This is a genomic window from Spirosoma validum, from assembly GCF_014699035.1.
GTDB lineage: Bacteria > Bacteroidota > Bacteroidia > Cytophagales > Spirosomataceae > Spirosoma > Spirosoma validum.
This window is the reverse complement of the sequence record NZ_JACXAA010000003.1, coordinates 176,353-202,097: the sequence shown is the minus strand read 5'-3', so window position 1 is coordinate 202,097 and position 25,745 is coordinate 176,353. Positions and strand designations below refer to the sequence as shown.

The 25,745-nt window shown below is 48.3% G+C and carries 22 protein-coding genes and 1 riboswitch; of the genes, 17 read left to right on the top strand and 5 right to left on the bottom strand.

All coding sequences use genetic code 11. The annotated features are described in order from the left end of the window. Positions 1–113: 113 nt before the first annotated feature. The 5 genes from metH to IC230_RS09560 all read right to left on the bottom strand — a co-directional run bounded on the left by metH (position 114) and on the right by IC230_RS09560 (position 7,781). Positions 114–3,899: a methionine synthase gene (metH, locus tag IC230_RS09580; RefSeq protein ID WP_191038771.1), complete on the bottom strand. Its 3,786-nt coding sequence runs from the start codon at positions 3,897–3,899 to the stop codon at positions 114–116. Between the two features lie 110 nt (positions 3,900–4,009). Further along, a riboswitch (SAM riboswitch) is annotated at positions 4,010–4,118 on the bottom strand. A gap of 83 nt (positions 4,119–4,201) precedes the next feature. Further along, complete coding sequence (locus IC230_RS09575; protein WP_191038770.1) at positions 4,202–4,564, bottom strand: SxtJ family membrane protein; 363 nt, start codon at positions 4,562–4,564, stop codon at positions 4,202–4,204. Positions 4,565–4,567: 3 nt separating this feature from the next. Further along, positions 4,568–4,717, bottom strand: a complete 150-nt coding sequence (locus tag IC230_RS09570) for a DUF5989 family protein (protein ID WP_191038769.1) — start codon at positions 4,715–4,717, stop codon at positions 4,568–4,570. Between the two features lie 19 nt (positions 4,718–4,736). Beyond that, the gene (locus IC230_RS09565; RefSeq protein WP_191038768.1) at positions 4,737–5,888 is read right to left on the bottom strand and encodes an SGNH/GDSL hydrolase family protein; all 1,152 of its coding nucleotides are present in this window, start codon (positions 5,886–5,888) and stop codon (positions 4,737–4,739) included. A gap of 30 nt (positions 5,889–5,918) precedes the next feature. Further along, the gene (locus IC230_RS09560) at positions 5,919–7,781 is read right to left on the bottom strand and encodes a carbamoyltransferase family protein (RefSeq protein WP_191038767.1); all 1,863 of its coding nucleotides are present in this window, start codon (positions 7,779–7,781) and stop codon (positions 5,919–5,921) included. Between the two features lie 218 nt (positions 7,782–7,999). Between IC230_RS09560 and IC230_RS09555 the strand changes: the two genes are divergently transcribed. From IC230_RS09555 to IC230_RS09475, 17 genes are all read left to right on the top strand, one after another. Further along, entirely contained in the window at positions 8,000–8,887 is an 888-nt protein-coding gene (locus tag IC230_RS09555; RefSeq protein WP_191038766.1) for a Ppx/GppA phosphatase family protein, read from the top strand. 15 nt (positions 8,888–8,902) lie between these two features. Further along, a complete protein-coding gene (locus tag IC230_RS09550; RefSeq protein WP_191038765.1) occupies positions 8,903–9,853 on the top strand; it encodes a GNAT family N-acetyltransferase in 951 nt (316 codons plus the stop codon). A 65-nt stretch (positions 9,854–9,918) separates the two neighbouring features. Continuing rightward, a complete protein-coding gene (locus tag IC230_RS09545) occupies positions 9,919–10,842 on the top strand; it encodes a hypothetical protein (RefSeq protein ID WP_191038764.1) in 924 nt (307 codons plus the stop codon). 355 nt (positions 10,843–11,197) lie between these two features. Beyond that, positions 11,198–12,214 carry a UDP-N-acetylglucosamine 4,6-dehydratase (inverting) gene (pseB, locus tag IC230_RS09540; RefSeq protein WP_191038763.1) on the top strand — a complete coding sequence of 339 codons (1,017 nt, stop codon included), beginning with the start codon at positions 11,198–11,200 and terminating at the stop codon, positions 12,212–12,214. A gap of 103 nt (positions 12,215–12,317) precedes the next feature. Then, the gene (gene pseC, locus IC230_RS09535) at positions 12,318–13,514 is read left to right on the top strand and encodes a UDP-4-amino-4,6-dideoxy-N-acetyl-beta-L-altrosamine transaminase (protein ID WP_191038762.1); all 1,197 of its coding nucleotides are present in this window, start codon (positions 12,318–12,320) and stop codon (positions 13,512–13,514) included. Positions 13,515–13,534: 20 nt separating this feature from the next. Then, positions 13,535–15,127 (top strand): hypothetical protein, encoded by a 1,593-nt coding sequence (locus IC230_RS09530; protein ID WP_191038761.1) that lies wholly within the window; start codon positions 13,535–13,537, stop codon positions 15,125–15,127. A 78-nt stretch (positions 15,128–15,205) separates the two neighbouring features. After that, complete coding sequence (locus IC230_RS09525; RefSeq protein ID WP_191038760.1) at positions 15,206–15,871, top strand: TylF/MycF/NovP-related O-methyltransferase; 666 nt, start codon at positions 15,206–15,208, stop codon at positions 15,869–15,871. Positions 15,872–15,883: 12 nt separating this feature from the next. Further along, positions 15,884–16,534, top strand: coding sequence for a pseudaminic acid biosynthesis-associated methylase (locus IC230_RS09520; protein WP_191038759.1), 651 nt, complete (start codon positions 15,884–15,886; stop codon positions 16,532–16,534). Continuing rightward, on the top strand, positions 16,534–17,235 hold the full coding sequence (gene pseF, locus IC230_RS09515; RefSeq protein WP_191038758.1) for a pseudaminic acid cytidylyltransferase: 702 nt from the start codon (positions 16,534–16,536) through the stop codon (positions 17,233–17,235). Before IC230_RS09520 ends, pseF begins: the two co-directional genes overlap by 1 nt. 73 nt (positions 17,236–17,308) lie before the next feature. Beyond that, positions 17,309–18,340: a UDP-2,4-diacetamido-2,4,6-trideoxy-beta-L-altropyranose hydrolase gene (gene pseG, locus IC230_RS09510; protein ID WP_191038757.1), complete on the top strand. Its 1,032-nt coding sequence runs from the start codon at positions 17,309–17,311 to the stop codon at positions 18,338–18,340. 30 nt (positions 18,341–18,370) lie between these two features. Continuing rightward, entirely contained in the window at positions 18,371–18,868 is a 498-nt protein-coding gene (locus IC230_RS09505) for a GNAT family N-acetyltransferase (protein WP_191038756.1), read from the top strand. 45 nt (positions 18,869–18,913) lie between these two features. Beyond that, a complete protein-coding gene (pseI, locus tag IC230_RS09500; RefSeq protein WP_191038755.1) occupies positions 18,914–19,993 on the top strand; it encodes a pseudaminic acid synthase in 1,080 nt (359 codons plus the stop codon). A 64-nt stretch (positions 19,994–20,057) separates the two neighbouring features. Beyond that, positions 20,058–21,563: a lipopolysaccharide biosynthesis protein gene (locus IC230_RS09495; RefSeq protein WP_191039288.1), complete on the top strand. Its 1,506-nt coding sequence runs from the start codon at positions 20,058–20,060 to the stop codon at positions 21,561–21,563. A 113-nt stretch (positions 21,564–21,676) separates the two neighbouring features. Continuing rightward, positions 21,677–22,483 (top strand): FkbM family methyltransferase, encoded by an 807-nt coding sequence (locus IC230_RS09490; RefSeq protein ID WP_191038754.1) that lies wholly within the window; start codon positions 21,677–21,679, stop codon positions 22,481–22,483. 108 nt (positions 22,484–22,591) lie between these two features. Then, entirely contained in the window at positions 22,592–23,554 is a 963-nt protein-coding gene (locus IC230_RS09485; protein ID WP_191038753.1) for a hypothetical protein, read from the top strand. Next, complete coding sequence (locus IC230_RS09480) at positions 23,551–24,843, top strand: glycosyltransferase family 4 protein (protein ID WP_191038752.1); 1,293 nt, start codon at positions 23,551–23,553, stop codon at positions 24,841–24,843. Before IC230_RS09485 ends, IC230_RS09480 begins: the two co-directional genes overlap by 4 nt. 24 nt (positions 24,844–24,867) lie before the next feature. After that, complete coding sequence (locus tag IC230_RS09475; protein ID WP_191038751.1) at positions 24,868–25,620, top strand: glycosyltransferase family 2 protein; 753 nt, start codon at positions 24,868–24,870, stop codon at positions 25,618–25,620. Positions 25,621–25,745 lie beyond the last annotated feature (125 nt).

Below are 25,745 nucleotides of genomic sequence, written 5' to 3'. Positions count from 1 at the left end.
GCGAATCTATGCTATAAATTTTTAAACTTTGGATTCGGCGTTCAATCCAGCATAAAAAAAATCCCCCGTGATATGGCCTGTCACGGGGGATTTTTTTATGTCTTCTCAATAAATTACGCATCGTAACTCAGCACCGGAGCCAGCCATCGCTCAATTTCCTCAAGAGGCATATTTTTTCGTTGCGCATAATCAGTGACCTGATCCTTATTGATTTTACCAACGGCAAAGTATCTCGACTCAGGATGTGAGAAGTAGAACCCGCTAACCGACGATGCGGGATACATAGCGTAGCTTTCCGTTAGTTCAATTCCCGTTTTGCCAGCATCTAATAGCTCAAACAAGGTACCTTTTTCGGTATGGTCAGGGCAGGCAGGATAACCGGGTGCTGGCCGAATACCCTGATAATCTTCCTTGATAAGCTGTTCGTTACTCAACACTTCCCCCGTAGCATACGGCCAGAATTCCTTGCGAACGCGTTCGTGCATTCGTTCAGCAAACGCTTCGGCTAAGCGATCGGCAAGGGCTTTTACCATAATGCTGTTGTAATCGTCGTGGTCGCGTTCGTATTTATCCAGCAACGCTTCAATACCGATACCGGCCGTTACGGCAAAGCCACCGATGTAGTCTTCCCGTCCGCTTTCGAGCGGAGCTATAAAATCCGACAGACAGAAGTTAGGCAGACCCGGCGCTTTCTGGTTTTGCTGACGCAGGAAATGCAACACCGTCTTGGTATCGTAAATCAACTCACCAGCCGGACTAACGGAAGCCTTCGACTCTGCACGACTGATTTTATATTCAATATGTCGATGAGAACCATGCCGTTCGCAGGGAATATCGCGCGTCTGCTCGTCAAAATCATGAAGCAATACGTCGTCATCGGCTGAATTAGCGGGGAAAAATCCAACGACGGCTTTTGCTTTCAACAGTTTTCCGTCAATGATTTCCTTCAGAAGCCGATTCGCATCATCGAACAACAGTTTAGCTTCCTTACCAACAACGGCATCCTCGAAAATGGCGGGGTATTTACCGCTCAGTTGCCACGTCTGGAAAAATGGCGTCCAGTCAATGTATTTTGCTAATTCAGCAATGTCATAATCCTCAAAATAGCGATTACCCAGAAATGTCGGCTTGGTTGGCTCAAACTGGCTCCAGTCAATTTTCGTACGATTCTCGCGGGCTTTATCAATTGTCAGACTGGCTTTTTCCTGCCGACGTCGGGCGTGGTCATCCCGCATTTTAACGTATTCAGCCTTGATTTCACGAAAAATCTCTGCTTTTGTCCCTTCCGTATCGCTCACAAGTCGTCCGGCAACGGGCACGCTGCGACTGGCATCCAGTACGTGAATAACGGGCCCTGAATAATGAGGATCGATCTTAACGGCGGTGTGCATCCGCGACGTAGTGGCGCCACCGATCAGTAGCGGCAACGTAAAGCCCTGCCGCTCCATTTCTTTCGCTACGCCAACCATTTCATCGAGCGAGGGGGTAATCAGACCGCTTAGACCAATAATATCCACCTGGTGTTCACGCGCTGCGTCCAGAATCTTCTGAGTCGGTACCATTACCCCAAGGTCAATAATCTCGTAATTATTACAGCCCAGAACGACTCCAACAATGTTTTTGCCAATGTCGTGAACGTCGCCTTTGACCGTAGCCAGCAGAATTTTTCCTGCGTTTGACGAGCCGCCCCCTGACTTTTCCGCTTCAATAAACGGCGTCAGATAAGCAACTGCTTTTTTCATTACCCGCGCTGACTTCACGACCTGGGGCAGGAACATTTTACCCTCGCCAAATAGGTCACCGACTACGTTCATGCCATCCATCAACGGACCTTCGATCACGTGCAGGGGCCGTTCAACTTGCTGGCGAATTTCCTCTACGTCCTGATCAATATAATCCGTGATACCCTTGACAAGCGCATATTTAAGCCGTTCACGAACGGGTTCGAGCCGCCAGCTTTCATCCTGAACAAATACTTTGCCTTTGGCTTTCACCGTTTCTGCAAACTCAACTAATCGCTCTGTCGAATCATCCCGACGGTTGAGTAATACGTCTTCGCAACGCTCAAGCAGCTCTTTCGGAATGTTGTCGTACACTTCCAGTTGCCCGGCGTTTACGATACCCATATCCATGCCAGCGCGAATGGCGTGGTACAGAAAGGCCGAGTGCATGGCTTCCCGAACGACATCATTCCCCCGAAAGCTGAATGATATATTCGATACGCCCCCGCTTACTTTCGCCAGTGGCAGGTTTTCTTTAATCCAGCGCGTAGCGTTAATGAAGTCAACAGCATAGTTGTTGTGCTCTTCGATTCCCGTCGCAACAGTCAGGATGTTTGGGTCGAAAATAATGTCCTGGGGCGCAAACTGAACTTTATCGACCAGTATTCGGTACGCTCGTTCACAGATTTCAATACGTCGTTCGTAGGAGTCAGCCTGGCCGGTTTCATCAAACGCCATCACGACCGCAGCTGCCCCGTAACGCTTCACCAGTTTAGCCCGTTCGATGAACGCTTCTTCGCCTTCTTTGAGCGAGATCGAGTTCACAATGGCTTTGCCCTGCACGCACTTCAGACCGGCCTCGATTACCTCCCATTTCGACGAATCGACCATGATCGGTACGCGGGCAATATCAGGTTCCGAAGCGATCAGGTTCAGGAAGGTGGTCATAGCCTCCACGGAATCCAGCATCCCTTCATCCATGTTGATGTCAATCACTTGTGCACCACCTTCGACCTGCCCGCGGGCAATGCTTAGTGCTTCATCGTAATTGCCTTCCTTGACCAGTCGGGCAAATTTCTTCGAACCCGTTACGTTCGTGCGTTCGCCAACGTTCAGGAAGTTCGTTTGCTCCGTAATTTTCAGAGGTTCCAGACCGCTCAGCTTCTGATACGGTTCAGGATCAGGCAACTGCCGGGGCGGGTACTTAGCCGCCACCTTCGCAATAGCCCGGATGTGATCGGGTGTAGACCCGCAGCAACCGCCAACGATATTAACGAAGCTGCTTTTAATGAAATCCTCAATTTGCAACGCCATCATATCCGGCGTTTCATCGTACTCACCAAATTCATTTGGCAAACCTGCGTTTGGGTATGCCGACGTAAAGAAGGGCGATTCCTTAGCAAGTGTCTGGATATACGGCCGCATCGGTTCAGCACCGAGCGCACAGTTCAGCCCCACGCTTAGCAACGGTAAGTGCGATACTGAATACAGAAACGCTTCGGTCGTTTGCCCGGATAGTGTCCGACCGCTGGCATCCGTAATCGTCCCGGAAATCATGATGGGACGTACCGTTTGCTGCGGATTTAGATTGAAATATTTGTCAATGGCGAACATAGCCGCCTTCGCATTGAGCGTATCGAAAATAGTCTCGACCAGTAACAAGTCAGCCCCACCTTCGACCAGTCCGCTCACTTGCTCATAATACGCTTCAACCAGATCATCGAACGTAACGGCCCGGTACGCTGGGTTATTGACATCAGGGGATAGCGAAGCCGTACGGTTTGTTGGGCCCATAGCCCCAGCCACAAAACGCGGCTTATCCGGATTCTGACGTGTAAACTCATCCGTTATTTCTTTGGCAATTCGAGCCGATTCGTAATTAAGCTCATAAGCCAGTCCCTCCATCCGGTAATCGGCCATGGCAATGGTCGTACCACTGAACGTATTGGTTTCAATAATATCGGCTCCCGCTTCCAGATACTGGCGGTGTATTTCCTGAATGACTTCCGGTTTCGTTAGCGACAGCAGATCATTATTCCCCTTCAGATCGTGGGGCCAGTCCTGAAACCGTTCACCCCGATAATCGGCTTCGGTGAGGTTATACTGTTGAATCATGGACCCCATCGCCCCATCAAGGACGAGGATACGTTCGCGGAGATGTTCGTATATAGTTTTCAAAGCCAGTAGTGCAAAGCATAGTTGCTGACATTAACAACAACCAGCACGCTTAAAAAAGTCCAAAAAACAAAGAGGGCTTATCGAAAGAGAGATAGGTAGCAACGATGGCTAACTTATCTATCCCGGTTATCGACCGGGCGGAAATTGGCACCATTCCCTCGAATTGGTTGGTTGCCAAGACATCTTCGGGTCCTTTCCCTCCGTCTTTCTGGATAAGCTCGAAACAAAAGTAAACAAAAAATAAGGCACACCAACAAGTGATGTGCCCAAAATAATTCAATTTCTACTCTATGGTAGCTAGGCTACCAGGTTTGTTCCAGGTCCTCTTTGTTATAAAGATGATTTCGTTCCGTGTAAAATGACGAATCATTGGTACGCTTTATGGCCAGCGGATTCTTCGCCGTCAGGCGATACAGCATAGCAATGGGCCATAAAAACACAAAGAACATGACCGACAGAATAATCTTGCCGTTGATATTCCCCAGTATCTCCGCCAGCTTGAACCAGGCTTTTACGATCAGGTCACCCGCAGCAGGAATGGCTATACTCAATATCCCAACAGCAGCGGCACCGTACAGCCACCAGGGCGACTTAAACACAAAATACAAGACAACCAGGCCAGTCACGATAACCAACTGGGCTTTTACTTTCTCGATAACATCCATACCTTAGAACAACGTGTAAATGAACGGAGCAACGGCCGATCCACCACCGATAACAATCAGAACGCCAATGAGTAACAATAAAATAATCATTGGGGCCAACCACCACTTTTTGCGTTGTTTCAGAAATTTGAAAATATCCTGTAAGAATTCCATTCGTTCGTTATGTTTAAAACTAATTAACTGAGGACGATTGAGCAACACCTGGATTTGACTGCACCAGTTTAAACAAAGCTTCACCAACACGCTGATTTACCAGCGGGCTGGCGTGTCCGTCATTACGGCCTACCACCCGATCTTTTATGTCTATATCGCCAATCAGCTTACCGACTTCCAGAACCGGTACGTTGTTTTTCTGAAAGAAATCAACGACGGGCTTTGTGTACTCCGCTGATCGTTTGATGTCATGAACAAACGGAAACAACACAACGTAAAGCCGGGAATTATTCGCTTTTGCGTACTCAACAAACTGATTGAGGTCGCTTAAATGGTCGTTGATAATGGCTGGCGTACCGTAGGCCGTGCGAGCATAATTATCAAACGGAGCAAAATTACCGTGAGGGAACTGCCAATACAAATAATTAAATAAGTACGACTTAATAAATAACGATTGGAAAGCCCGCGGTACGTCGGAATAAGGCGTGAACCCCGATGGGACTAGCCCATGATCGTGAGCCACTTTTTCAATGTCGTTTGGAAAGTATTGCAGGACCAGCACATCGGGCTTTACTCCGAATTTCGCCAGCCGTTTGTATTCATCCCGTGTATCGGAGCCCGATATCCCCAGATTATACGTAACGTATTGTTTATCGCCCAATTTTTCACCCAATACGTTACCAAAACGATCATTGGGCGATTTGAGACCGTGCCCTGCCGTGAATGAATCCCCTACGACCAATACTCTCTTTTTCCCCAACGTATCAGTTTTGGGAGTATCCCGGTAGTCGCCTGTCATCGGTGGCCAGTAGCGTTCAAACCAGATGTGAGAGGCCAGCGTTAGGCCACCCTCCTGGCTTTGCGCAATGAACATAAACCCTATTTCCAGAGCCGCAAATAATAATACGATTGGGACAAATAACGTAGCCAGATTACTCAGGGGTTTTGGCATTTTATCGTTTTTCACGATGCCATAGTAATAAATGCGCAGTAACTCAATCAGCAGGAGTAGAATAACGCTGATTTTACCTAGCCTAACGAAAATATTATCAAAAACACCCCGATGTGGATAATCGAGACGCACCTGAAAATGATCGCCGTAGTAAAATAGAAAGGCTAAGAAACCTAAAAACAGTAAGCGAATAACACTGGATACAAGTTTTGAACCCATCAGGACAAATTGTTCGGTGAGCGCGTTTGGTTAGTCTAAAACAAATTCTTCTTTCCAGTTGTCCGTGTCCTGCCATTCTGGCTGTTGCCGCTTGTCGAACAGGAAATTCCCAACTGCTAAATAATCCATTTCGGTACGCATGAAACACCGGTAAGCGTCATCTGGCGTCGAAACGATGGGTTCCCCCCGCACGTTGAAACTGGTGTTCACAATCACGCCGTAGCCCGTCAGTTTCTTGAATGAGTCAATTAACTGATAATACCGTGGATTCGTGTCTTTATGGACAGTCTGAATCCGGGCGGAGTAGTCAATGTGCGTAATCGACGGCAGATCAGAGCGTTGGTAGTAAAGTTTCTCGCGTAACGGAAAGCTGGCGTAATCGGCAGGCACGGGCGTCCGTCGTTTTTCAGCGACCGGATGCACAAGCAGCATGTAGGGCGAAATACCATCGTAATCGAAATACTCCGCGCAGTCTTCGGCCAGCACCGAGGGCGCAAACGGACGGAACGACTCGCGGTATTTGATTTTCAGGTTTAACTTTTTCTGCATCTCAGCATTACGAGGGTCGCCCAGAATGCTACGTCCACCCAGGGCTCTTGGCCCGAACTCCATCCGGCCCTGCACCCAACCCACTACGTTTCCTTCGGAGAGTAATTTAGCGGCATCCCGACTTAATTCATCGAAATCGTCGTAATGCTTGGCAACAGCTTTGTATTTCAAGGCCATCAGCTCCACATCCAGATCAGAGAACGTTGGCCCTAAATAAGAGCCGCGCATGGCATCGCGTTCGGTCGTTACGTCTCGCTCTTTGCCAAAATAAATGTGGTAGGCTGCCAGGGCTGCGCCCAATGCACCACCCGCATCACCCGCAGCGGGTTGAATAAAGATGTCTTTGAAAATGCCAGCCGCCTGAAGCTTACCATTCGATACGCAGTTGAGGGCTACCCCACCCGCCATAACGATCGCATCGGCATTAGTCAGTCGTTTGGCTTCGCGCCCCATGTTGAGCACGACCTCTTCGGTCAGTTGCTGAATGGCCAGCCCCAGATTGCAGTGATAATCTTTTAGTTCATCGTCGGGCTGGCGCTTTGGGAAGCCAAACAGATCGGCCCATTTGCCTTCATCCACCATTTTCAGGCCGGTAGCGTAATCAAAATATTCCTGATTCAACCAGATCGACCCATCGGGCCGCAGATCGACTAGTTTATCTTTAATGATTTTGATATACCGGTCTATATCCGGTGAAAACGGATCACCGTAGGGCGCTAAGCCCATTAGCTTATATTCACCCGAGTTAACCCGGAAACCCAGAAAATACGTAAACGCAGAATACAGAAGACCGAGCGAGTGCGGAAACCGCATCTCTTTCAGAATCGAAATATTTTTGCCTTCCCCTAAACCAATCGACGCTGTAGCCCATTCGCCCACGCCATCGATGGTCAGAATAGCCGCCCGCTCGAATGGAGACGGATAAAAGGCACTGGCCCCATGAGAGAGATGGTGTTCAGGAAAAAGTAATTTGACTTTACTAGCCGATTTGTATCCTATTTTCTCTAACTCTTCCCGGATCAGCCGTTTCAGAAACAACTTTTCTTTCAGCCAAACCGGAATCGACATCAAAAATGACCGAATTCCTTTAGGGGCAAATGCATAGTAGGTTTCCAGAAGCCGCTCAAATTTGAGCATGGGCTTATCGTAGAAAACAATGGCATCTAATTTATTAATATCGGCACCGCTATACTGAAGACAGTACTTGATCGCTTCTGTAGGAAACCCCGGATCATGCTTTTTACGGGTAAACCGCTCTTCCTGAGCAGCGGCAATAATCCGGCCGTCTTCAATCAATGCAGCTGCCGAATCGTGGTAAAAAGCAGAAATACCTAATATGGTCATGGAATGGTAGACTGAAAAACAGGGTCAAAAGTAAGGGATTTTTCTGGCAAACGTAGCACGGCACCCACACGGACTTAGTTTCTGGTCAAATAATGGGCATCTGCGTGCCTGGTTCGCACAACATTAAAATAGACTATCTTTGGCCGATTTTAATGAGCGAATAAGGGTTGCCTTAGCTACTCACCCAATCCCTCATTCATTTAATCACTCATTGACAAATGAAATTAGCAGCTATTGATATCGGTTCTAACGCAGCTCGACTGCAAATCTCCACCGTCCTGCACAACGACAGTATTGTTAGCTTTAAACGTGTCGAGTACGTTCGGTTTCCACTACGTCTGGGTCATGATGTGTTTAATTTTGGCGCATTAACGCCAGAAAGCGAGGTCCGCACCACGAAACTGATGCAGGCTTATAAGCTGCTGATGGAGTTACATGAGGTAGAAGGATACATGGCCTGTGCTACGTCGGCTATGCGCGAATCCGACAACGGGCATGAGATTGCCAAACGTATTGAAGCTACGACAGGAATCAAGATTCACATCATTGACGGTCAGAAAGAAGCCGAACTCATCAACAACGTAGTAGTACAGGCGCTGGACGACCGGCAGTATCTGCACATTGATGTGGGCGGTGGTAGTACAGAGTTGAACGTGTACGTCAATCGTCAGAAGATCAATTCCAAGTCGTTCAAGATTGGTTCGGTACGTTTGCTGGAAGGCAAAGAAACGAAAGGCGCCTGGCGAAAAATGGAAGACTGGGTCGAGGATAACATTGATACGTCGCAGGAAATCACGGCTGTAGGCACAGGTGGCAACATCAGCAAACTGTTCAATCTAGCGTCAAAAATATCGGATACAGAAACGACGCTTGCCGAAATCGAACGGATGCAGAGTTTTATTTCCGGTTTTAGTCTGGAGGATCGGATTAACAAACTTCGCCTGAACGCCGACCGGGCCGATGTGATCGTGCCCGCTGCCGGAATTTACATTGCCGTTATGAAATGGGCTGGAGCCGACAAAATCGTCGTACCCGACCTGGGCCTGAAAGACGGCATTATTCAGTTAGTTTATGGCCAGCTAAAACGCTGTAAACCAAATTTCTAAGAAATTTATCTGTGCATGACTGGTTACCAAATTATCTGCCAGTGTAATCCAAAACCTTCCGATATTCCCAACTTCTGCCAACCCGGTTTTTTCTTTAACGAAACTGAACATCTCCAGCAACAGTCTACGCAACCGTTTTATCTACTCACAGCCGTAAACCAACGTAGCCAACAAGCCGAAGCGCGCTGTGCTTTTTTCCTGGATAATAACGTAGCAGTAAGCCCCAAAGCGGCTCCGTTTGGCTCGATTGAATTTGCCGAAAATTTACCCGAATCTGTCCTGGATACCTTTCTACAGACGATAATCGAAGCCGCTCAATCCGTTTTTGCCACTACGTTACGCGTTGTCAATTATCCATATTGCTATGCGCCCCAGCAAATGAAACAGTTATTGGCAAAACTATCGACCCTTGGTTTTCAGGTAGTTGAAACGAACCAGACATTCTATCTGCCAGTAACTACTGAAATTTTTACTGACAATCTCATACCAGCCGAACGTCGGCGTCTACGCAAATGTGCTGAAGCCGGTCTTAACTTTCAATACTGGTCATCGCCAAACGTAGCCAACATAGTGAATTTCTTACAGGAAACTCGACAGCAACAAGGATACGAACTCACCATTTGCCCTGATAAATTGGCTAATTTGCTACAGACATTTCCCAACCAATTTCTGGTTTTTATGGTCAACGATGGTCCAAGACTGGCTGCTTTAAGTGTAGCAGTACGTGTACGTGAGGATATTTTGTATTCGTTTCTGCCCGCTTCCCATTCCAATTATCGAACGTTCAGCCCGATGGTTATGCTAACGTATGGATTATACACGTACTGTCAGCAGCAGGGAATACGACTACTGGATTTAGGGACGTCACTTGACGAGAACAATCAACCCAAACATAGCTTAATGCGCTTTAAACGGAATCTTGGCGCACAGGAGTCGCCAAAGTTTGTTTTTGAAAAGCATTTCTGATATTGAAACCTTTCATTATTGGCTAATTTTACCGGATAAAATGACTTTTTTTTCGGTCGATTATAATGCTTGAAACGGTTTTTAATTCGGTTGCGGCTTTCGTTTCCAACCTGTTAACATCAATCTTATCCTTTGCGAAAGTGCTGCTCCGGTCACGGTGGGGAGTTCAATTGCCCGAACGTCAAAACGCGCGCTGTTCAGTGCTTGGCAATGGTCCATCATTAAATGATTCGCTCGCTAATCACCTCGATTTTTTACTGGAAACCGAACTGATCGTCGTCAATGGTTTTGCCATCACAGAGTATTTTACCCGACTACGTCCGGCCAACTACATTATTGCCGATCCCAACGCATTTACATTTCATGACGCGACTACTGGCCGTGAGGATCTGCACCAAATCTTAAAAGCACTGATCACGCAGGTCGACTGGCCTATGTGCTTATACATTCCAAATTTGGCGAAGGGATCGTATTTTATTCAGCAAATCGAAAAAGGGAATCCACGCATTAAACTGATTTATTTTAACCCGACCGTCATTCAGGGTTTTCAATGGTTTCGGTACTGGTTGTATGACACTAATCTGGGCATGCTTCAGGCGCAGACCGTTATCGTTGCGGCTCTCTTTCTGATGGTTAACCGGAAATTCGACGAGATTTTCCTGTTTGGTGCTGATACGTCCTGGCACGAACAGATACGGATCAGTGATACGAATCAGCTAGAGATCAAGCAGATCCATTTCTATGACAAAGCCAAAGATGTAGCGTATATGCCCGTTTATAGCGATGCTCACCGCACCAAAACTTTTTCAATGGCCAGCCAATTTTTATCGCTGCACAAAGTATTCAAGGGCTATGAAGTTCTGCGTGACTATGCTGATTACCGCAAGGTTCGGGTGTTGAATGCCAGTAGCAAAAGTTATATCGATGCTCTGGAGCGAGTTGTTATTAACCAACCACTTAGTCAGGCAGCAGGCGATCCGTCAAACTAAATCACAAAAAAATCACAAATTTCCCCCAAACAGAAAACAATCTGATAGGCTACTGCGTTATATCGTTGTCTTTCGCTCAAGAGAAAATAGTTTAGTGATAAAATACAGATCAAGAGCGAAACCCAAAAGCCAGGTGACTTAGGTCGTCTGGCTTTATTTTTTGGCTTTTCGATGACTTTCAGCTAACTAACTCCCTAAAGTCGACGTTGCCTGGCCGCTTATTCATAACCAATTATTTTTCATGCGATTCAGATAGGCTAACTTTGCCAACCCAATTGGACGATGGTCTTTTTCTAACCAACTAGAGCAATCTGGAAATCGCCAATTGACTGGCTCCATTGTATTTGCTTGATTCATGCTTGATCTTACTAATAAATCCATTCTGATTACGGGCGGTACCGGCTCCTTCGGCAAGAAATTTGTCGAGATGGTGTACCAGCGCTATCCAGACTTAAAACGCTTAGTCATCTACTCCCGCGATGAACTGAAACAGTTCGAGATGGCCCAGTATTACCCGCAATCGAAATACAAATCCATCCGGTTTTTCATTGGCGACGTGCGCGATGCCGAACGACTCAAGCGCGCTTGCGAAGGCGTAGACATTATTATCCACGCGGCTGCGCTGAAGCAGGTTCCGGCGGCTGAATACAACCCGATGGAGTGCATTAAAACCAACGTGTTCGGGGCCGAAAACGTAATTAATGCCGCCCTCGACAATGGCGTGAAGCGCGTCGTAGCCCTGTCGACCGATAAAGCAGCCGCACCCATTAATCTGTACGGAGCCACCAAACTTTGCTCTGATAAACTGTTTGTGGCCGCCAACAACATGCGCGGCAGCCGCGATCTGCGGTTTTCGGTGGTACGTTACGGTAATGTAATCGGCTCACGCGGATCAGTCGTACCGTTTTTCCTCGATAAGCGGAAAGATGGCATACTGCCCATTACCCATCCCGATATGACCCGCTTCAATATTTCGCTGGAAGAAGGGGTCGAAATGGTGCTTTACGCGCTGGAACACGCCTGGGGTGGCGAGATTTTTGTTCCGAAAATCCCCTCCTACCGCATTACTGACGTAGCGGAAGCCATTGCGCCTAACGCTGAACAACGTATTGTGGGCATTCGACCGGGCGAAAAACTTCATGAGGAAATGATTACTGAAACCGACTCGCTAAACACGGTAGAAACGGATCGGTACTACGTTATTACGCCCTCCACACCTTCGTGGAATGTAGACGATTATTTAAAAGCGTTCAATGGCAAACGGGCTGAGATGGGCTTCAAATACAACTCCGGCACGAATACAGACTGGCTTAACGTTGAACAGTTACGGGAGCAAATCCGGGAACACGTTGACCCAACATTTCAAGTGTAGAACGGGTCTTTGGCCCGTTCAGCCGCAGAAAGCGGCTAATTTCCGATTCATTATTTTAGCCGCCTTCAGCGGCTGAACGGGCTAAAGACCCGTTCTACATACTATGCATCAACCCATTCCATACGGTCGTCAGCATATTACAGACGAGGATATTGCCGCCGTAAACGACGTACTACGATCACCTTATTTGACACAAGGTCCGAAAATTGGCGAGCTTGAACAGGCATTTGCTACGTATATCGGTTCGGAATATGCCGTTGCCGTATCGAATGGGACGGCTGCCCTGCATCTATGTTGTATGGCATTAGGCGTTGGTCCGGGTACGCGGGTCATTACGACACCCATTACGTTCTCGGCTTCGGCCAATTGCGTTCGGTATTGCGGAGGTGACGTCTATTTTGCTGACGTAAATCCCGATACAGTCCTGCTCGACCCTACAGCAGTACGTGCTCTACTAGAAAGCCATCCGGCAGGTTATTTTTCGGGCATTATTCCGGTCGATTTTGCAGGGTATCCGGTGGATATGGTTGCGTTTCGGGAACTGGCCGATGAGTTTGGTTTGTGGATCATTGAAGACGCCTGCCATGCGCCGGGTGCTACGTTCATCAGTGAAACCGGACCCGAACACCGTTGTGGCGATGGTTCGCTGGCTGATCTGGCGATTTTCAGTTTTCATCCAGTCAAACACATTGCGGCTGGCGAAGGCGGGATGATTACCACGAACAACGAGTCGTTGTACAAACACCTGCTACGTCTCCGTACGCACGGAATTACCAACAAACCTGCGGATTTCACAACGCCCTATGAAGGCGAACCCGAACGGGGTGGCTGGTACATGGAGATGCCGGAGTTGGGTTACAATTACCGCTTAACTGATATTCAGGCAGCGCTGGCCTTAAGTCAATTAAGCCGCGCCGATGCGATGCTCGACCGTCGTCGTGAGTTGGCTGCTCGCTATGATTTTGCGTTTGCGGAAGCCGCAGCGAATGGTCTTCCGGTGCAGATTATCGTTCCACCAACGGAGGTTGGCCATGCGTATCATCTATACGTAGTGCAGACGCCCGACCGCAAAGGGTTGTATGACTTTTTGCGGACCAAAAATATTCTGGCGCAGGTACATTACGTACCGGTTCATCTGATGCCGTATTACCAAAAGCTGGGCGGGAAGCCGGGCGATTTCCCGAATGCGGAGAACTATTATGCGCACTGCCTGAGTCTGCCGTTGTTCCCAACGCTGACGAACGATGAGCAGGATTACGTTGTTGAAAACGTCATGACGTTTCTTAAATCTGTTCGGTAGAATCTTACTACGTAAACACGATGCGTTCCTACCAAAGTCATCTTCAGGCTACCCAGAGTGCGGGCGAAACGTTAGTCGCCAACCGCAAACCTGTACTACGTTCATCAGCCATTTTCCCGGTGATGCACACCGATACGTATTCCAGCAAAGTCATTTTCATGGGCTACTGGCTCCTGAAGCGGAACATTTGGGAAGTAGGCCTGCTCTATACGCTACGAAATGCGGCTGGTACGTTGCTCTCTCGGAAATATGTACTGATCGATTCGGCTAAAGCCTGGTCGGTACAGATGAGCGAATATACAGAGCTGTTACAAGAGGCAGGCGAACCTTCGGAGTTTACAGGCTCACTGGAACTGGAAGTTTTCTCGACGCAGGATCTTGTGTTTCCGTATCCGGCTTTTGTGCTGGTTTATTTCAATGAAAATTCCAGCAGCGTTGTTCACACGGTAGGCCGGATTTATAACGACATCGAAGACCTGCAACAGAACAACGAATATCAGGTCAGCGAATCGGGTTTCGATATTTACGGTCGTGATGGACTAGCGCCCTTTCTGAGTTTTACCAATGGGCCATTGCCTGCTGAAGAACCAAAGGTGACTTATGAAATTGTGGATGGGCAACACCACACTACGTCCGGTACGTTTACGTTGCCTTCACTAAAACCCTATGAAACTGTTTTTTTGTATCTAAAAGATTACCTCGATCTGCAAAGCATTCTAGGCGATGAGCCGGGTATGATTCGGTTCGGGCATAATTTTTCGGGATTCTTTCCGCGGTTTCTAGTAGGTAATCTTGACCAAAACGCCCAGAGCGTCAGTATTACACACTCGTATTACGACAGTTCGGGCGTAGACGATAAGCGAGCATACTGGCCACGACAGGATGAGCGGTTTCTGGATTCGTCGACATCGATTCCGCTTTATCTGACCAACGACTTTTTTACAAAACTGGTCGTTTATCCCATTTTCTCGCCATCGGATTTTACGCTGTCGTTCCGGTTTTTCGATGCTGACGGTACGTTCTTGGGTGAAGCGTTAGACGCGTATAAATTCCGTTCAATTGATAGTCAGTACGTTCAGATTGATCTGGGGGAATTGGCAAAACAGATAGGCATTTCGACTGAAGCCGCTAAAACTGCCCAATTAATTGCTCACTGGACTGATGCGACACGTATTCCGACGCGCTTAAAATTTGGCCTGAACGTAGGCCAGCACGGACGCGCATCAGTCTTGCCAAGCAATGTTTGTTTTGCCCCCCAGGTCGGCAATCCAAACAGTCTGAATAAACCCGGTACGTTCAAATGGGCGCCGTTTGTCAACGTTGGCAACTCGGAGATTGTGCTCACTAATTCGGCTCCGTTGCAGCAATACGACCGGTTGGCTAACGTAACGCTGTCGTTTTATCGGGAAGCCGATGCTCAAGTTCTGGAGCGCACAGCCGTTGTTTCACCCAACGGTTTGTACACCATACGGATGGCTGAGGATGATGAGCTTCGGCATTTTTTTGGCGAGGCCAGCGGCTGGCTGACCGCACGTGCCGACAACCCATTTCTAAACGGGTATTATTTTGATTTTCATCCAAACGGTGCCGTAGCCGCCGACCATTTATTTTAAAGATACCACGGAGCGGGCCGCGTTTGGCTCCAGTCCGTATTTTTATAGCTAAGTGCGGACTGAAGTCCGCGATACCTAATGATTCAACTTCCTGATTTTTCGCGTTCGTTCGAGTACGAAAATAATTATTACTGGGCGTCGGATGTGAACCGAATGGCTAAAGTGATGGCCCATTATGAACTGTATAAACTGACGCTTGACGTTCCCGGTGCTATCGTTGAATGTGGCGTATTCAAAGGCGCATCACTGATTCGATTCGCTACGTTCCGGCAGTTGATGAGCAATCCGACGGCGAAAAAGATTATCGGTTTTGACGCGTTTGGCCGTTTTCCTGACACTGATTTTACAGCAGACAAAACCTGGCGGGAGAAATTCATTAGCGACTCGGGCGACGAAGGTATTAGCGTAGACCAACTCACGACGGTACTGAATCATAAAGGTGTCGGCCAGAACGTTGACCTGGTAGAGGGCGATGTTCGTCAGACGATACCCGCTTATCTGGAAAAACACCCCGAACTACGTATCAGTCTGCTGAATATTGACGTCGATGTCTATGAGCCGACTAAAGCCGTGCTTGACCATTTGTATGATCGGGTTGTGCCGGGTGGCGTCATTATGCTGGACGATTATGCCAACGTATTTCCGGGCGCCAATGCTGCCGTTGAAGAATTTCTGACAGGCAAGAACGTAGTGGTGAAACGACTGCCATTTGCCGTAACGCCCTGTTATATCGTAAAATCTTAACCCACTCCACTCATGAAACAAACTGAACAGGAAACTTTCTGGTCTGGTGAATTCGGCCAGCAATACACCGACCGCAACACCCGCGACCGCGAAGAATGGGACAACTTCTACCAACAAAATTGGGGCCTCACCAAGTCGGAAATGAACGCCCGTTTTGCGTCGGGTTGGTCGTCGGAAACACGTATTCTGGAAGTGGGTTGCAATACGGGTATGCAGCTACGTGGTTTGCAGGATGCTGGCTTTACGAACTTGTATGGCGTTGAACTCCAGCCCTATGCCGTCGAGAAAGCGAAACAGACTACGCAGCATATCAATATCATTCAGGGATCGGGGTTCGATTTGCCGTTTCGGGATGATTTTTTCGATGTCGTTTGTACCAATGGCGTACTGATTCACATTGCCCCCGACGATTTGCCCAAGATCATGGACGAGATGGTTCGGTGTAGCCGTCGATACATCTGGGGATTTGAGTACTACAGTCCTGAGCTAAGTTCTATTCCATACCGGGGTAACGAAGGGTTTCTTTGGAAAGCGGATTATGCGGCTCTGTTCCAGCAACGGCATCCATCGCTGAAGCTGGTTAAACAGGAGCTGTATCCGTACGTCAACACCAGTGAAAGCGGCAACGTCGATTACATGTATCTGCTCGAAAAAACCGCTTGATGAGCAACGTAGCGATCATTACGGCGCGGGGTGGCAGCAAACGCATTCCGCGTAAAAACATCCGTCCGTTTCTGGGTAAACCGATTATTAGCTACGTGATTAACGCGGTTGTACAATCAGGTTTGTTCACAGAGGTGATGGTCTCGACTGATGACGAAGAGATTGCAGCGATTGCCCAGGACTTTGGCGCTTCCGTTCCGTTCTTACGCAGCACCGAAACCGCCGACGATTTTGCTACCACCGCCGACGTACTGACCGAAGTGCTACGTCAGTATGAACAGCAAAATCAGACTTTCGATTATGCCTGCTGCCTCTACCCGACCGCTCCATTTATTACGTCTGATTTACTACGTCAGGCCTTTTCGACACTAACCGAAAAAAAATTCGATACCGTCTATCCCGTACAACGATTCGGTTTTCCTATTCAGCGGGCGGTGTTTCTGCGCGATCAGAAGGTGAACTGGGTTAATCCTGAACACGCGCTGACACGCTCACAGGATCTGGAACCCACTTATCACGACGCAGGACAGTTTTATTTTGTCAACGTAGCGTCTTTTCAGCAAAGCCACCGCCTGATTACCGGTAATTCGGGCGGCATTATTATCTCTGAACTAGCCGCGCATGATATTGATACAGAAGACGATTGGCAAGTGGCTGAGTTCAAGTATAAAATGAACCATGCAGGACAATCCAAATCCTAACCAAATTGAATAATCTTCCCTACAGATCGTTATTCATTTTACCGCACGGGCGGTCCTGCTTATCCATAAATCCATGACTCAACTTCTTTTTCGCGCGGATGGCAATGCCCAGATCGGGATGGGCCACGTAATGCGCTGTCTGGCCCTGGCCGATATGCTGAAAGGCGAATTCTCGATGTGCTTTGCCATTACCGAGCCAACGCCAACGGTTCGGAAACTGATCGAAACCGTAGGGTTGAAGGTGATTGCGTTACCCGGTTCGGCCGACAAGGTGGCCTTTTTAATGCAAATCAAGAAAAAAGATATTGTCGTAATGGACGGTTACTCATTCGATGAAGCGTTTCAGTTGGCCGTTCGGGCACGTGCGAAGAAGCTGGTTTTTATTGACGATCTGATCCAGGGAAATCAGGTAGCCGACGTAGTGATTAATCATGCGGGAAGTATTGCCGAAAGCCAATACGACGCCGAAGACTACACGAAATTTCAGCTAGGTCCGCACTACGCGCTACTTCGTCCCGAATTTCTACGGCCGGAAGGTTTCGGTGCACCTCCAGCTGACGGTCATATTTTTGTTAGCTTGGGTGGCGCTGACCCAAACAATACGTCGCTAACCGTGCTGGAAGCCATTCGGCAGGTTGACGCTACGTTGCCGGTTCATATTGTTCTTGGTCCTTTTCATCCAGATCAGACAACTATCGAATCGTTTAAAAATCAACTCCCAAATCTGACGATTCTGCAAAATCTGACGGCGGAACAAATGGTTGATGAATTGCAGCAATGCAGCTTAGCCATTACGGCCTGTAGCACCATTGCGTATGAAGTCTGCGCCGTGAATCGTCCACTGATTGCGGTGGTGACAGCGGATAACCAGAATCAGATAGCGCAATTTTTATCCGAAGAAAAACTGGCGCTTTCGGTTAATTTTCCGACGCTGCTGACCCGTTCGATTCCGGTCATTGCGTTAGATAAAATGATCCGTTTGTCGATTCAGTCGTTTCAGTTTTCGCCGGAAATGGTTGACGAAACGTTGGCCAATCAGCGTCGTTTTTTCGACGGTCATTCGCCCGAACGATTCCGGGAATTATTTCAGGAATTAAGTGCGTAATTCGCCAGACAGGATCGTCCCTCTACTGCCATGCTTACGTACCGAACCGCCCGACTTACCGACGCCCAACTTTATTTCGACTGGGCCAACGACCCCGATACCCGGCGGCAGTCGTTCAACTCCGCGCCAATTTCATTAGAAACGCATACGGCCTGGTTTACGCGCAAACTGGCTGATGCCAATACGTTGTTATTGGTGTTTGAAAATGAAACCGGAAAAGCCGTTGGACAGGTGCGCTTTGAGCGGACACCCGTCGCCGACATGCCTGATGAAGTGATCATTGGCGTATCGGTTGCTACGAGCCAGCGAGGAAAAGGGTTGGCAAGTCAATTGATTGAACGGGGCTGCACAATCTGCCGCAAACAATGGGGCGAAGTCACGATTCATGCCTACATCAAACCCGAGAATCAGGCGTCGATACGTGCCTTCGAGCGGGCTGGTTTCAGATTGTCGGGCGAAAGCGGTAAATTTGGGATGCCCGGCCAGGAAAAGCCGAGTCTGCTCTACATAAAAACCTTATCGAACTGAACATTCCTGACGGTGTGTTTGCGGTTCAAAGCGGTTTGATTTACTATGATGAATACCCAACCGATTCAGGTTGCTCACTTTACAATTAGTCCAGCACACCGACCGTTCGTTATCGCCGAAATGTCGGGGAATCACAATCAGTCGCTCGAAAGGGCGCTGGAAATCGTGGATGCCGTTGCGGATGCGGGTGCTCACGCCCTTAAACTCCAGACCTACACACCCGATACCATTACGTTCAACGGCGCGTCGGAGGAGTTTTACATTCGGGATGCCAAATCGCTCTGGGCCGATAAAAATCTGTATAAACTATACGCCGAAGCCTATACGCCCTGGGAGTGGCATAAACCCATTTTCGAACACGCTCAAAAGCGGGGTATGATTGCGTTCAGCTCGCCATTCGACACCACTGCCGTCGATTTTCTGGAATCACTCGACGTACCGCTTTACAAGATCGCATCGTTCGAAAATACCGACCATATTCTGCTCAAAAAAGTAGCGCAGACGGGTAAGCCGGTCATTATGAGTACGGGCGTTGCGTCGGTGGCGGATCTGGACGAATCCGTAAAGGTGTTACGTGCCAATGGCTGCAAAGATCTGATCCTGCTCAAATGCACAAGCACCTACCCCGCCACACCCGAGACTACTAATCTGCTCACGATTCCGCACATGCGCCAACTATTCGACGTACCCGTGGGCCTTTCCGACCATACGATGGGCATTGGCGCGGCCGTAGCGGCTGTGGCACTCGGCGCGGTCGTTCTGGAAAAACACGTTACGTTACGTCGGGCAGATGGCGGTGTTGATTCAGCCTTTTCGCTGGAACCTGACGAATTAAAAAACCTCGTTATCGAAACTGAACGGGCGCAATTGGCGATGGGACAAGTCAGTTATACGTTGACAGCGAAAGAAGAAAAAAGTCTGCAATTTAAGCGGTCACTGTACGTAGTGAAACCCGTAAAAGAAGGCGAATTATTTACGGCTGAAAACGTCCGCAGCATCCGTCCCGCCAACGGTTTGCATACCCGCTATTACGACGACATTATCGGCAAAACTGCCACGCAGGACATTGAAGCCGGAACGGCGTTAGCGTGGAGCTTAATTAAAGGCGAAAGAGTGAAAGAATGAATGAGCGAAAACCTGCCGAATGGCTTCGCTCTTTCATTCTTTCACTCTTTCGCTCATTCACTACATGGGTATCATCCAACGGCAAACGATTCAAAGTTCGGTTTACACCTACGCCGGGGTAGCCGTCGGCTTTCTGACGCAGGGAATTTTCTTTCCAAATCTGTTCAGCAAGGCGCAGGTCGGTCTGTTGAGTTTGCTAATTTCGCTGTCGCTGGTGCTGGCTCAACTCTCTAATCTGGGTACCAATGGAGCCGGTGGACGTTATTTTCCTTATTTCCGAAACGCCGAGCGTCAGCATAACGGCTACCTGTTCATGACTAGCCTGACGACGTTGATTGGTTTTGGGCTATGCGTATTGGGACTGTGGCTAGCCCGACCGTGGATTATCGAGAATAATCAGGGGCAGTCGCCTTTGTTCGTTGATTATTATTACTTACTGATTCCGCTGACGCTGTTTACGGTCTATTTCACCGTTTTCGATAATTATGCCCGGCTGCTCTACGACCCTGTTACAGGTACGTTGCTGCAACAGTTTGTGCAACGGGTTCTGATTCTGCTGGCGGGGATAACGTACTGGTTAGGCTGGGTTACGTTTCCGCAGTTTTTAGGATTATGGTTGCTGGCGTTTTTTCTGCAAACAGTTCTCATGATTTTCAGCGTTGCCCGCGACGAATCGTTATTTCTTCGTCGTCGCTTTTTTGCGATGGACCCCGAACTACGTCGAAACTTGACGCGCTACGCGGCCCTGACCCTTACCACCGCCCTATCATCGCAAATTATCCTGACCATTGATAAGGTGATGATTAACAACGCGAAGGAACTGGGTTTGTCGGCTACAGGGGTTTACAGTATTGCGGCCAGTTTTGCAACGGTTATTGCGGTTCCGGCCACGGCGCTTTACAAAGTCTCGGGGACGCTCATTGCCGAATCCTGGAAGAGTAACGATCTGCAAAACATTACGAAGATTTATAGCAAAAGCTGTTTAAATCAGCTCATTGCGGGTTGCCTGGTTTTCGTGGGCGTCGCGGCTAATCTACCCAACGTCTTTCAGTTTTTGCCTGCTGGTTACGAAGCCGGCTACTATGTCATTCTGTGGCTGGGTCTGGGCAAACTGATCGATATGGCAACAGGTATTAACGGTATTATTCTGAACACCTCACGGTATTATATTTACGATTCGCTGTTTTTTGTGGCGCTAACGTTTTTTACCATCGCTATCAACTATTATCTGATTCCGCGTTTTGGCATCAACGGAGCGGCTATTGGTGGTGCCTTGGCAACCTTGTTGTATAACCTCGCCCGGACATTGTTTGTCGGCTTTGCGTTTCGCATGCAGCCGTTTACCTGGCGTAACGTAGCAGTTATTGTTCTGGCCGCTGCTGTCTGGTGGCTATCGGTGCAGGTTTCATACCCGAGTTCAGGTGATCCAAAGTGGCGCTTTGTGTTTGATATTGCCTGGCGGTCAGCGTTAATCACAACCTTGTTTGGTGGGTTAATTGTTGGGTTGAAACTATCGTCAGAGGTTAATCAGACCGTAGCGGGATTTAGAAAACGGTTTCTACAGAAATAACTACTGATTTGTTTTTGTCATGCTGACGAAGGAAGCATCTTAAAGCTTCATTACGTTCATATAAGCGAAGTGTAAGATGCTTCCTTCGTCAGCATGACAAAACAAGAATATATATGTGGGTTTTTCGATTTTTATTTACTGAAACAGCCCGACTGCTACGTTCGGTGGAAGGACGTCGGTTGCTGGGGTTGGCACTACGATATGGAAACAGGCCCCGTAATCAGTCTACCGACGTTACGTTTGGTCGTTATCAATTTCGGGTTCCTGATGCGTTGTCGTTTATCTGGCAGTTTCGGGAGATTTTCGTCGATGAGTTTTATCGATTCTACACAACCAGTTCAGTTCCCGTCATTTTCGATTGTGGCACCAACATTGGCACGAGCGTTGTGTATTTCCGACAGACGTATCCTACTGCCCGAATCGTGGTATTCGAAGCGGATGAGCACATCAGCGAGCTATTGCAGAATAACCTGAAGCAAAACCAGATTTCGAACGTTGAGGTCATTACCAAGGCCGTCTGGACGAACGACGAGGGTATTTTGTTTGGCAGCGATCAGGCTGATTCAGCCTCCATCTTCTCGCAAACGGATCGGAAGCTGGTGCCCTCTGTGCGGCTTCGCGATTATCTGTTGCGTGAAACACGTATCGACATGCTCAAGATGGACATTGAAGGCGCTGAAACCGACGTATTACTCGATTGTCGCGACGCGCTGGCCCATGTTCAGAATCTGTTCGTTGAATTTCACGCGTACCTCGATCACCCCCAAACGCTGGCCGACGTAATGCAGGTGCTGGAAGAAAGCGGTTTTCGGTATTATATCAACACCAGTCAGTACCGCCACGCGCCATTGGTCAATCATCGTTACAAAGGGAACGACAGCATGGACCTGCAATTGAATATCTTTGCGTACAGAAAATAGTCGTTTGTGGTTATCGGTAGTCATTACTTGTCATGCACCGTCAAAACAAAGAATGACGAACAGTGACCACGAATGACCATTTGATGACAATCAATGACGTCTAACTAGATGATTGATAAAATTCTTTCCCGCCCTGAATTCCAGACCGAACCACCTGTTTTGGTGGATGTTGGTGCATCAGGCGAATTACATGCGCGCTGGAAACCCTTTGCCAAATACGCCGTTTGCATCGCCTTCGACGCCGACGACCGCGATTTCGGTTATGTCGAAAGTGAGTCGAGTCATTTTCGTAAGCTGTACACGTTCAACCATATTGTTACCGGTACGGAATCGGAAGACGATACGTCCGATTTTTATCTGACCGCATCGCCCCACTGTTCCAGTTTGTTACGTCCCCGACCCGATCTGATTCAGGAATATGCCTTTGCGCCAAAGTTCGAACCGACAAAGGTCGTTCAGCTCAAAACGCGCAGCCTGCGCTCGACGCTCGATGGTCTGAAAATCAAACAGGTCGACTGGTTCAAAACCGACTCACAGGGAACCGACCTCCGGCTGTTTCGTAATCTTGGGGAAAACCGAATTCAGCGTGTGCTAACCGCTGAATTTGAACCCGGCATCGCGTCGATTTATGATGGTGAGGACAAGCTTTACCAGGTCCTGCAATTCATGGAAGAAACAAAGAGTCATTGGCTCGCGGAACTGCTTCCGAAAGGATCACCACGTATCACACCTGCTCTGCTGGACAGTTTTACGAGTCAGCCGTTGTTGAAAAAGTTCGTCCTGTTCTCACTTAAAAACAGCGCCGTTTGGGGTGAAATGACGTACCTCAATCGCTTTGCCGATGGCGCTACGTTAACTCAGCGGAATCTATTGCTGGGCTGGGTATTTGCTACAACGCTGAAGCAGCATGGCTTCGCGCTCATTCTCACGCAGAAAGCCAAAAGCCGGTTTTCAGATCCGATTTTTGCCGAGATGGAAAGCTACTCACGTCGGCGAATTTGGGGACGAGTATTCGGGCTGGGTTTCTGGCCTGAGGTAGTCAAAAAATTCGATAAACTCTTCGGTCGGTGAGAGTCACGCACTTAAGTACGTATCATCTGTTTGGTGGGGCCGCCGTGGCCGCCAATCGGCTGCATCGGGCCCTGCAAAAGCAGATATGGACAGGTACAGCGGTCGAAAGTACGATACTGGTCGGCACAGCCAAACGGCTTGAACCACACCGACCAGCGCCCGGCGTTACGTATCTGGCCAATAATTTTCTGGCGGAACAAACGGCTTTCGGTCGTTTTGTCGCCGAACGACTCTATTTTTTGCCGCAGGAACGCGATCCTTCTGTACGATTTCAGTTTTCGCCAGCCCGATTCGGGGCAAACCTCGACTTTCATCCGGCCATTCAACAAGCGGACGTATTACACCTGCATTGGATCAATTTCGGTTTTCTGTCACTTGACGGATTGCGTTCGCTATTCGATTTAGGTAAGCCCATCGTCTGGACTCTGCACGATCAATGGGCGTTTACAGGTGGTTGTCATTACTCGCGTGGTTGCGATCATTTTCTAACGCATTGCCATCACTGTCCGTATCTTAAAAAACCAGACGAAAAAGATCTGTCGTACCGCGTTTTTAAACAGAAAGAGGCAATTTTCAAAAAGGCTAAGGTGCATTTTACACCACCTAGTCACTGGCTGACAAACGAGGCCAAACGTAGTACGTTGCTACGTGATTTTCCTTTTACGGTGATTCCTTATGCCATCGATCAACATGCGTTCTGCCCTATTGACCGCACGGAAGCGAATGCCCAACTCGATTTACCCAACACTGACCAACCAAGGCTATTATTTGGCAGTGCCAACGTAACGGACACGCGTAAAGGCTTTCGGTATTTCGCCGAAGCTCTGGTACTGTTGAATCAGCAACATCCCGATCTAACCCCCGAAATTCTGATATTTGGCAAAGGACGATCCTATTTATTTAATGAGTTGCCTTACCCAGTTCGGCACCTCGGCATTTTAACCACCGAAGACGACATTGTAGCGGCTTACAATGCAACAGACGTAATGGTGGTGCCCTCTTTAGAAGATAATTTACCAAATACGGTCATTGAAGCACTGGCGTGTGGAACGCCGGTCGTGGGGTTTCGTACGGGCGGCATTCCCGAAATGATTGATCATCAACAAAACGGGTATCTGGCTGATGCCGGGTCAGCGCAGGAACTGGCCGACGGACTGGCTTTTGTCTTAACTCACCAGAATCCGGAAAGCTTACGTCAGAATGCCCGGCAATCCGCCGAAAGCCGGTTTTCGGAAGACGTAGTAGCAAGACAGCATATTGAACTGTATCAAAAATTGATGAGTGAGTAAGACTACTCGTTCACTCTTTCGCCGATGCCAACAGTCTCCATCATCACGATTACGTATAACGCTGAGCGGTTTCTGGAGCGCACAATTCAAAGTATTGTGGCTCAGCAGGAAACCGATTTTGAATATATCGTGATTGATGGAGGATCGAAAGATGGGACGATAGACATCATTAAACGCTACGAAACGCATATTACGAACTGGATTTCGGAGCCCGACAAGGGCCTTTATGAGGCCATGAACAAAGGATTGCATCGGGCGAAGGGACAATACGTCTGGTTTATGAACGCGGGTGATGAATTGTATGATTCAACAACCCTATCGAAGCTGTTAGACCAAATTAGTGCTACAAAGGCTGACGTTTACTACAGCGATGCACTTTTTGTTCGGGATGAAGGAGGGGAAACAGTTCCGGTTGGCTTACGAAGCCAGGTAACTCCACATGTTCTTCCTCAACAGTTGACCTGGCAGGATATGAGCCTTGGCATGAAAGTTTGTCATCAGGCTTTTGTTCCGAAACGGTCGATTGCCCCTGATTATCTGACAAATAACCTAAGCGCTGATTTGGACTGGGAAATCCGGTGTCTGAAAGCCGCTCAAACCATCGAATTTCTGCCGTTTATTTTGTGCAGGTATTTAATGGGCGGTTTATCGGTACAACAACATCGTAAATCACTTATGGATCGGTTTAAAGTTTTGGTAACTCACTTTGGCTTACTGACAACAATACGTAATCATATTCAGATTCTTATAAGAGCCAGCAGGTTCAATATGAGGTAAACATTTGGTATAATTTCATTTCCCCGATAAAATATTTCGCTCTACATAGACATTGCTGACATTTTCTCTCAAAAAGCTTATAAAAGGTCAATTGGTGATGTTTTGTGAAATTTGTGTGAAAACAA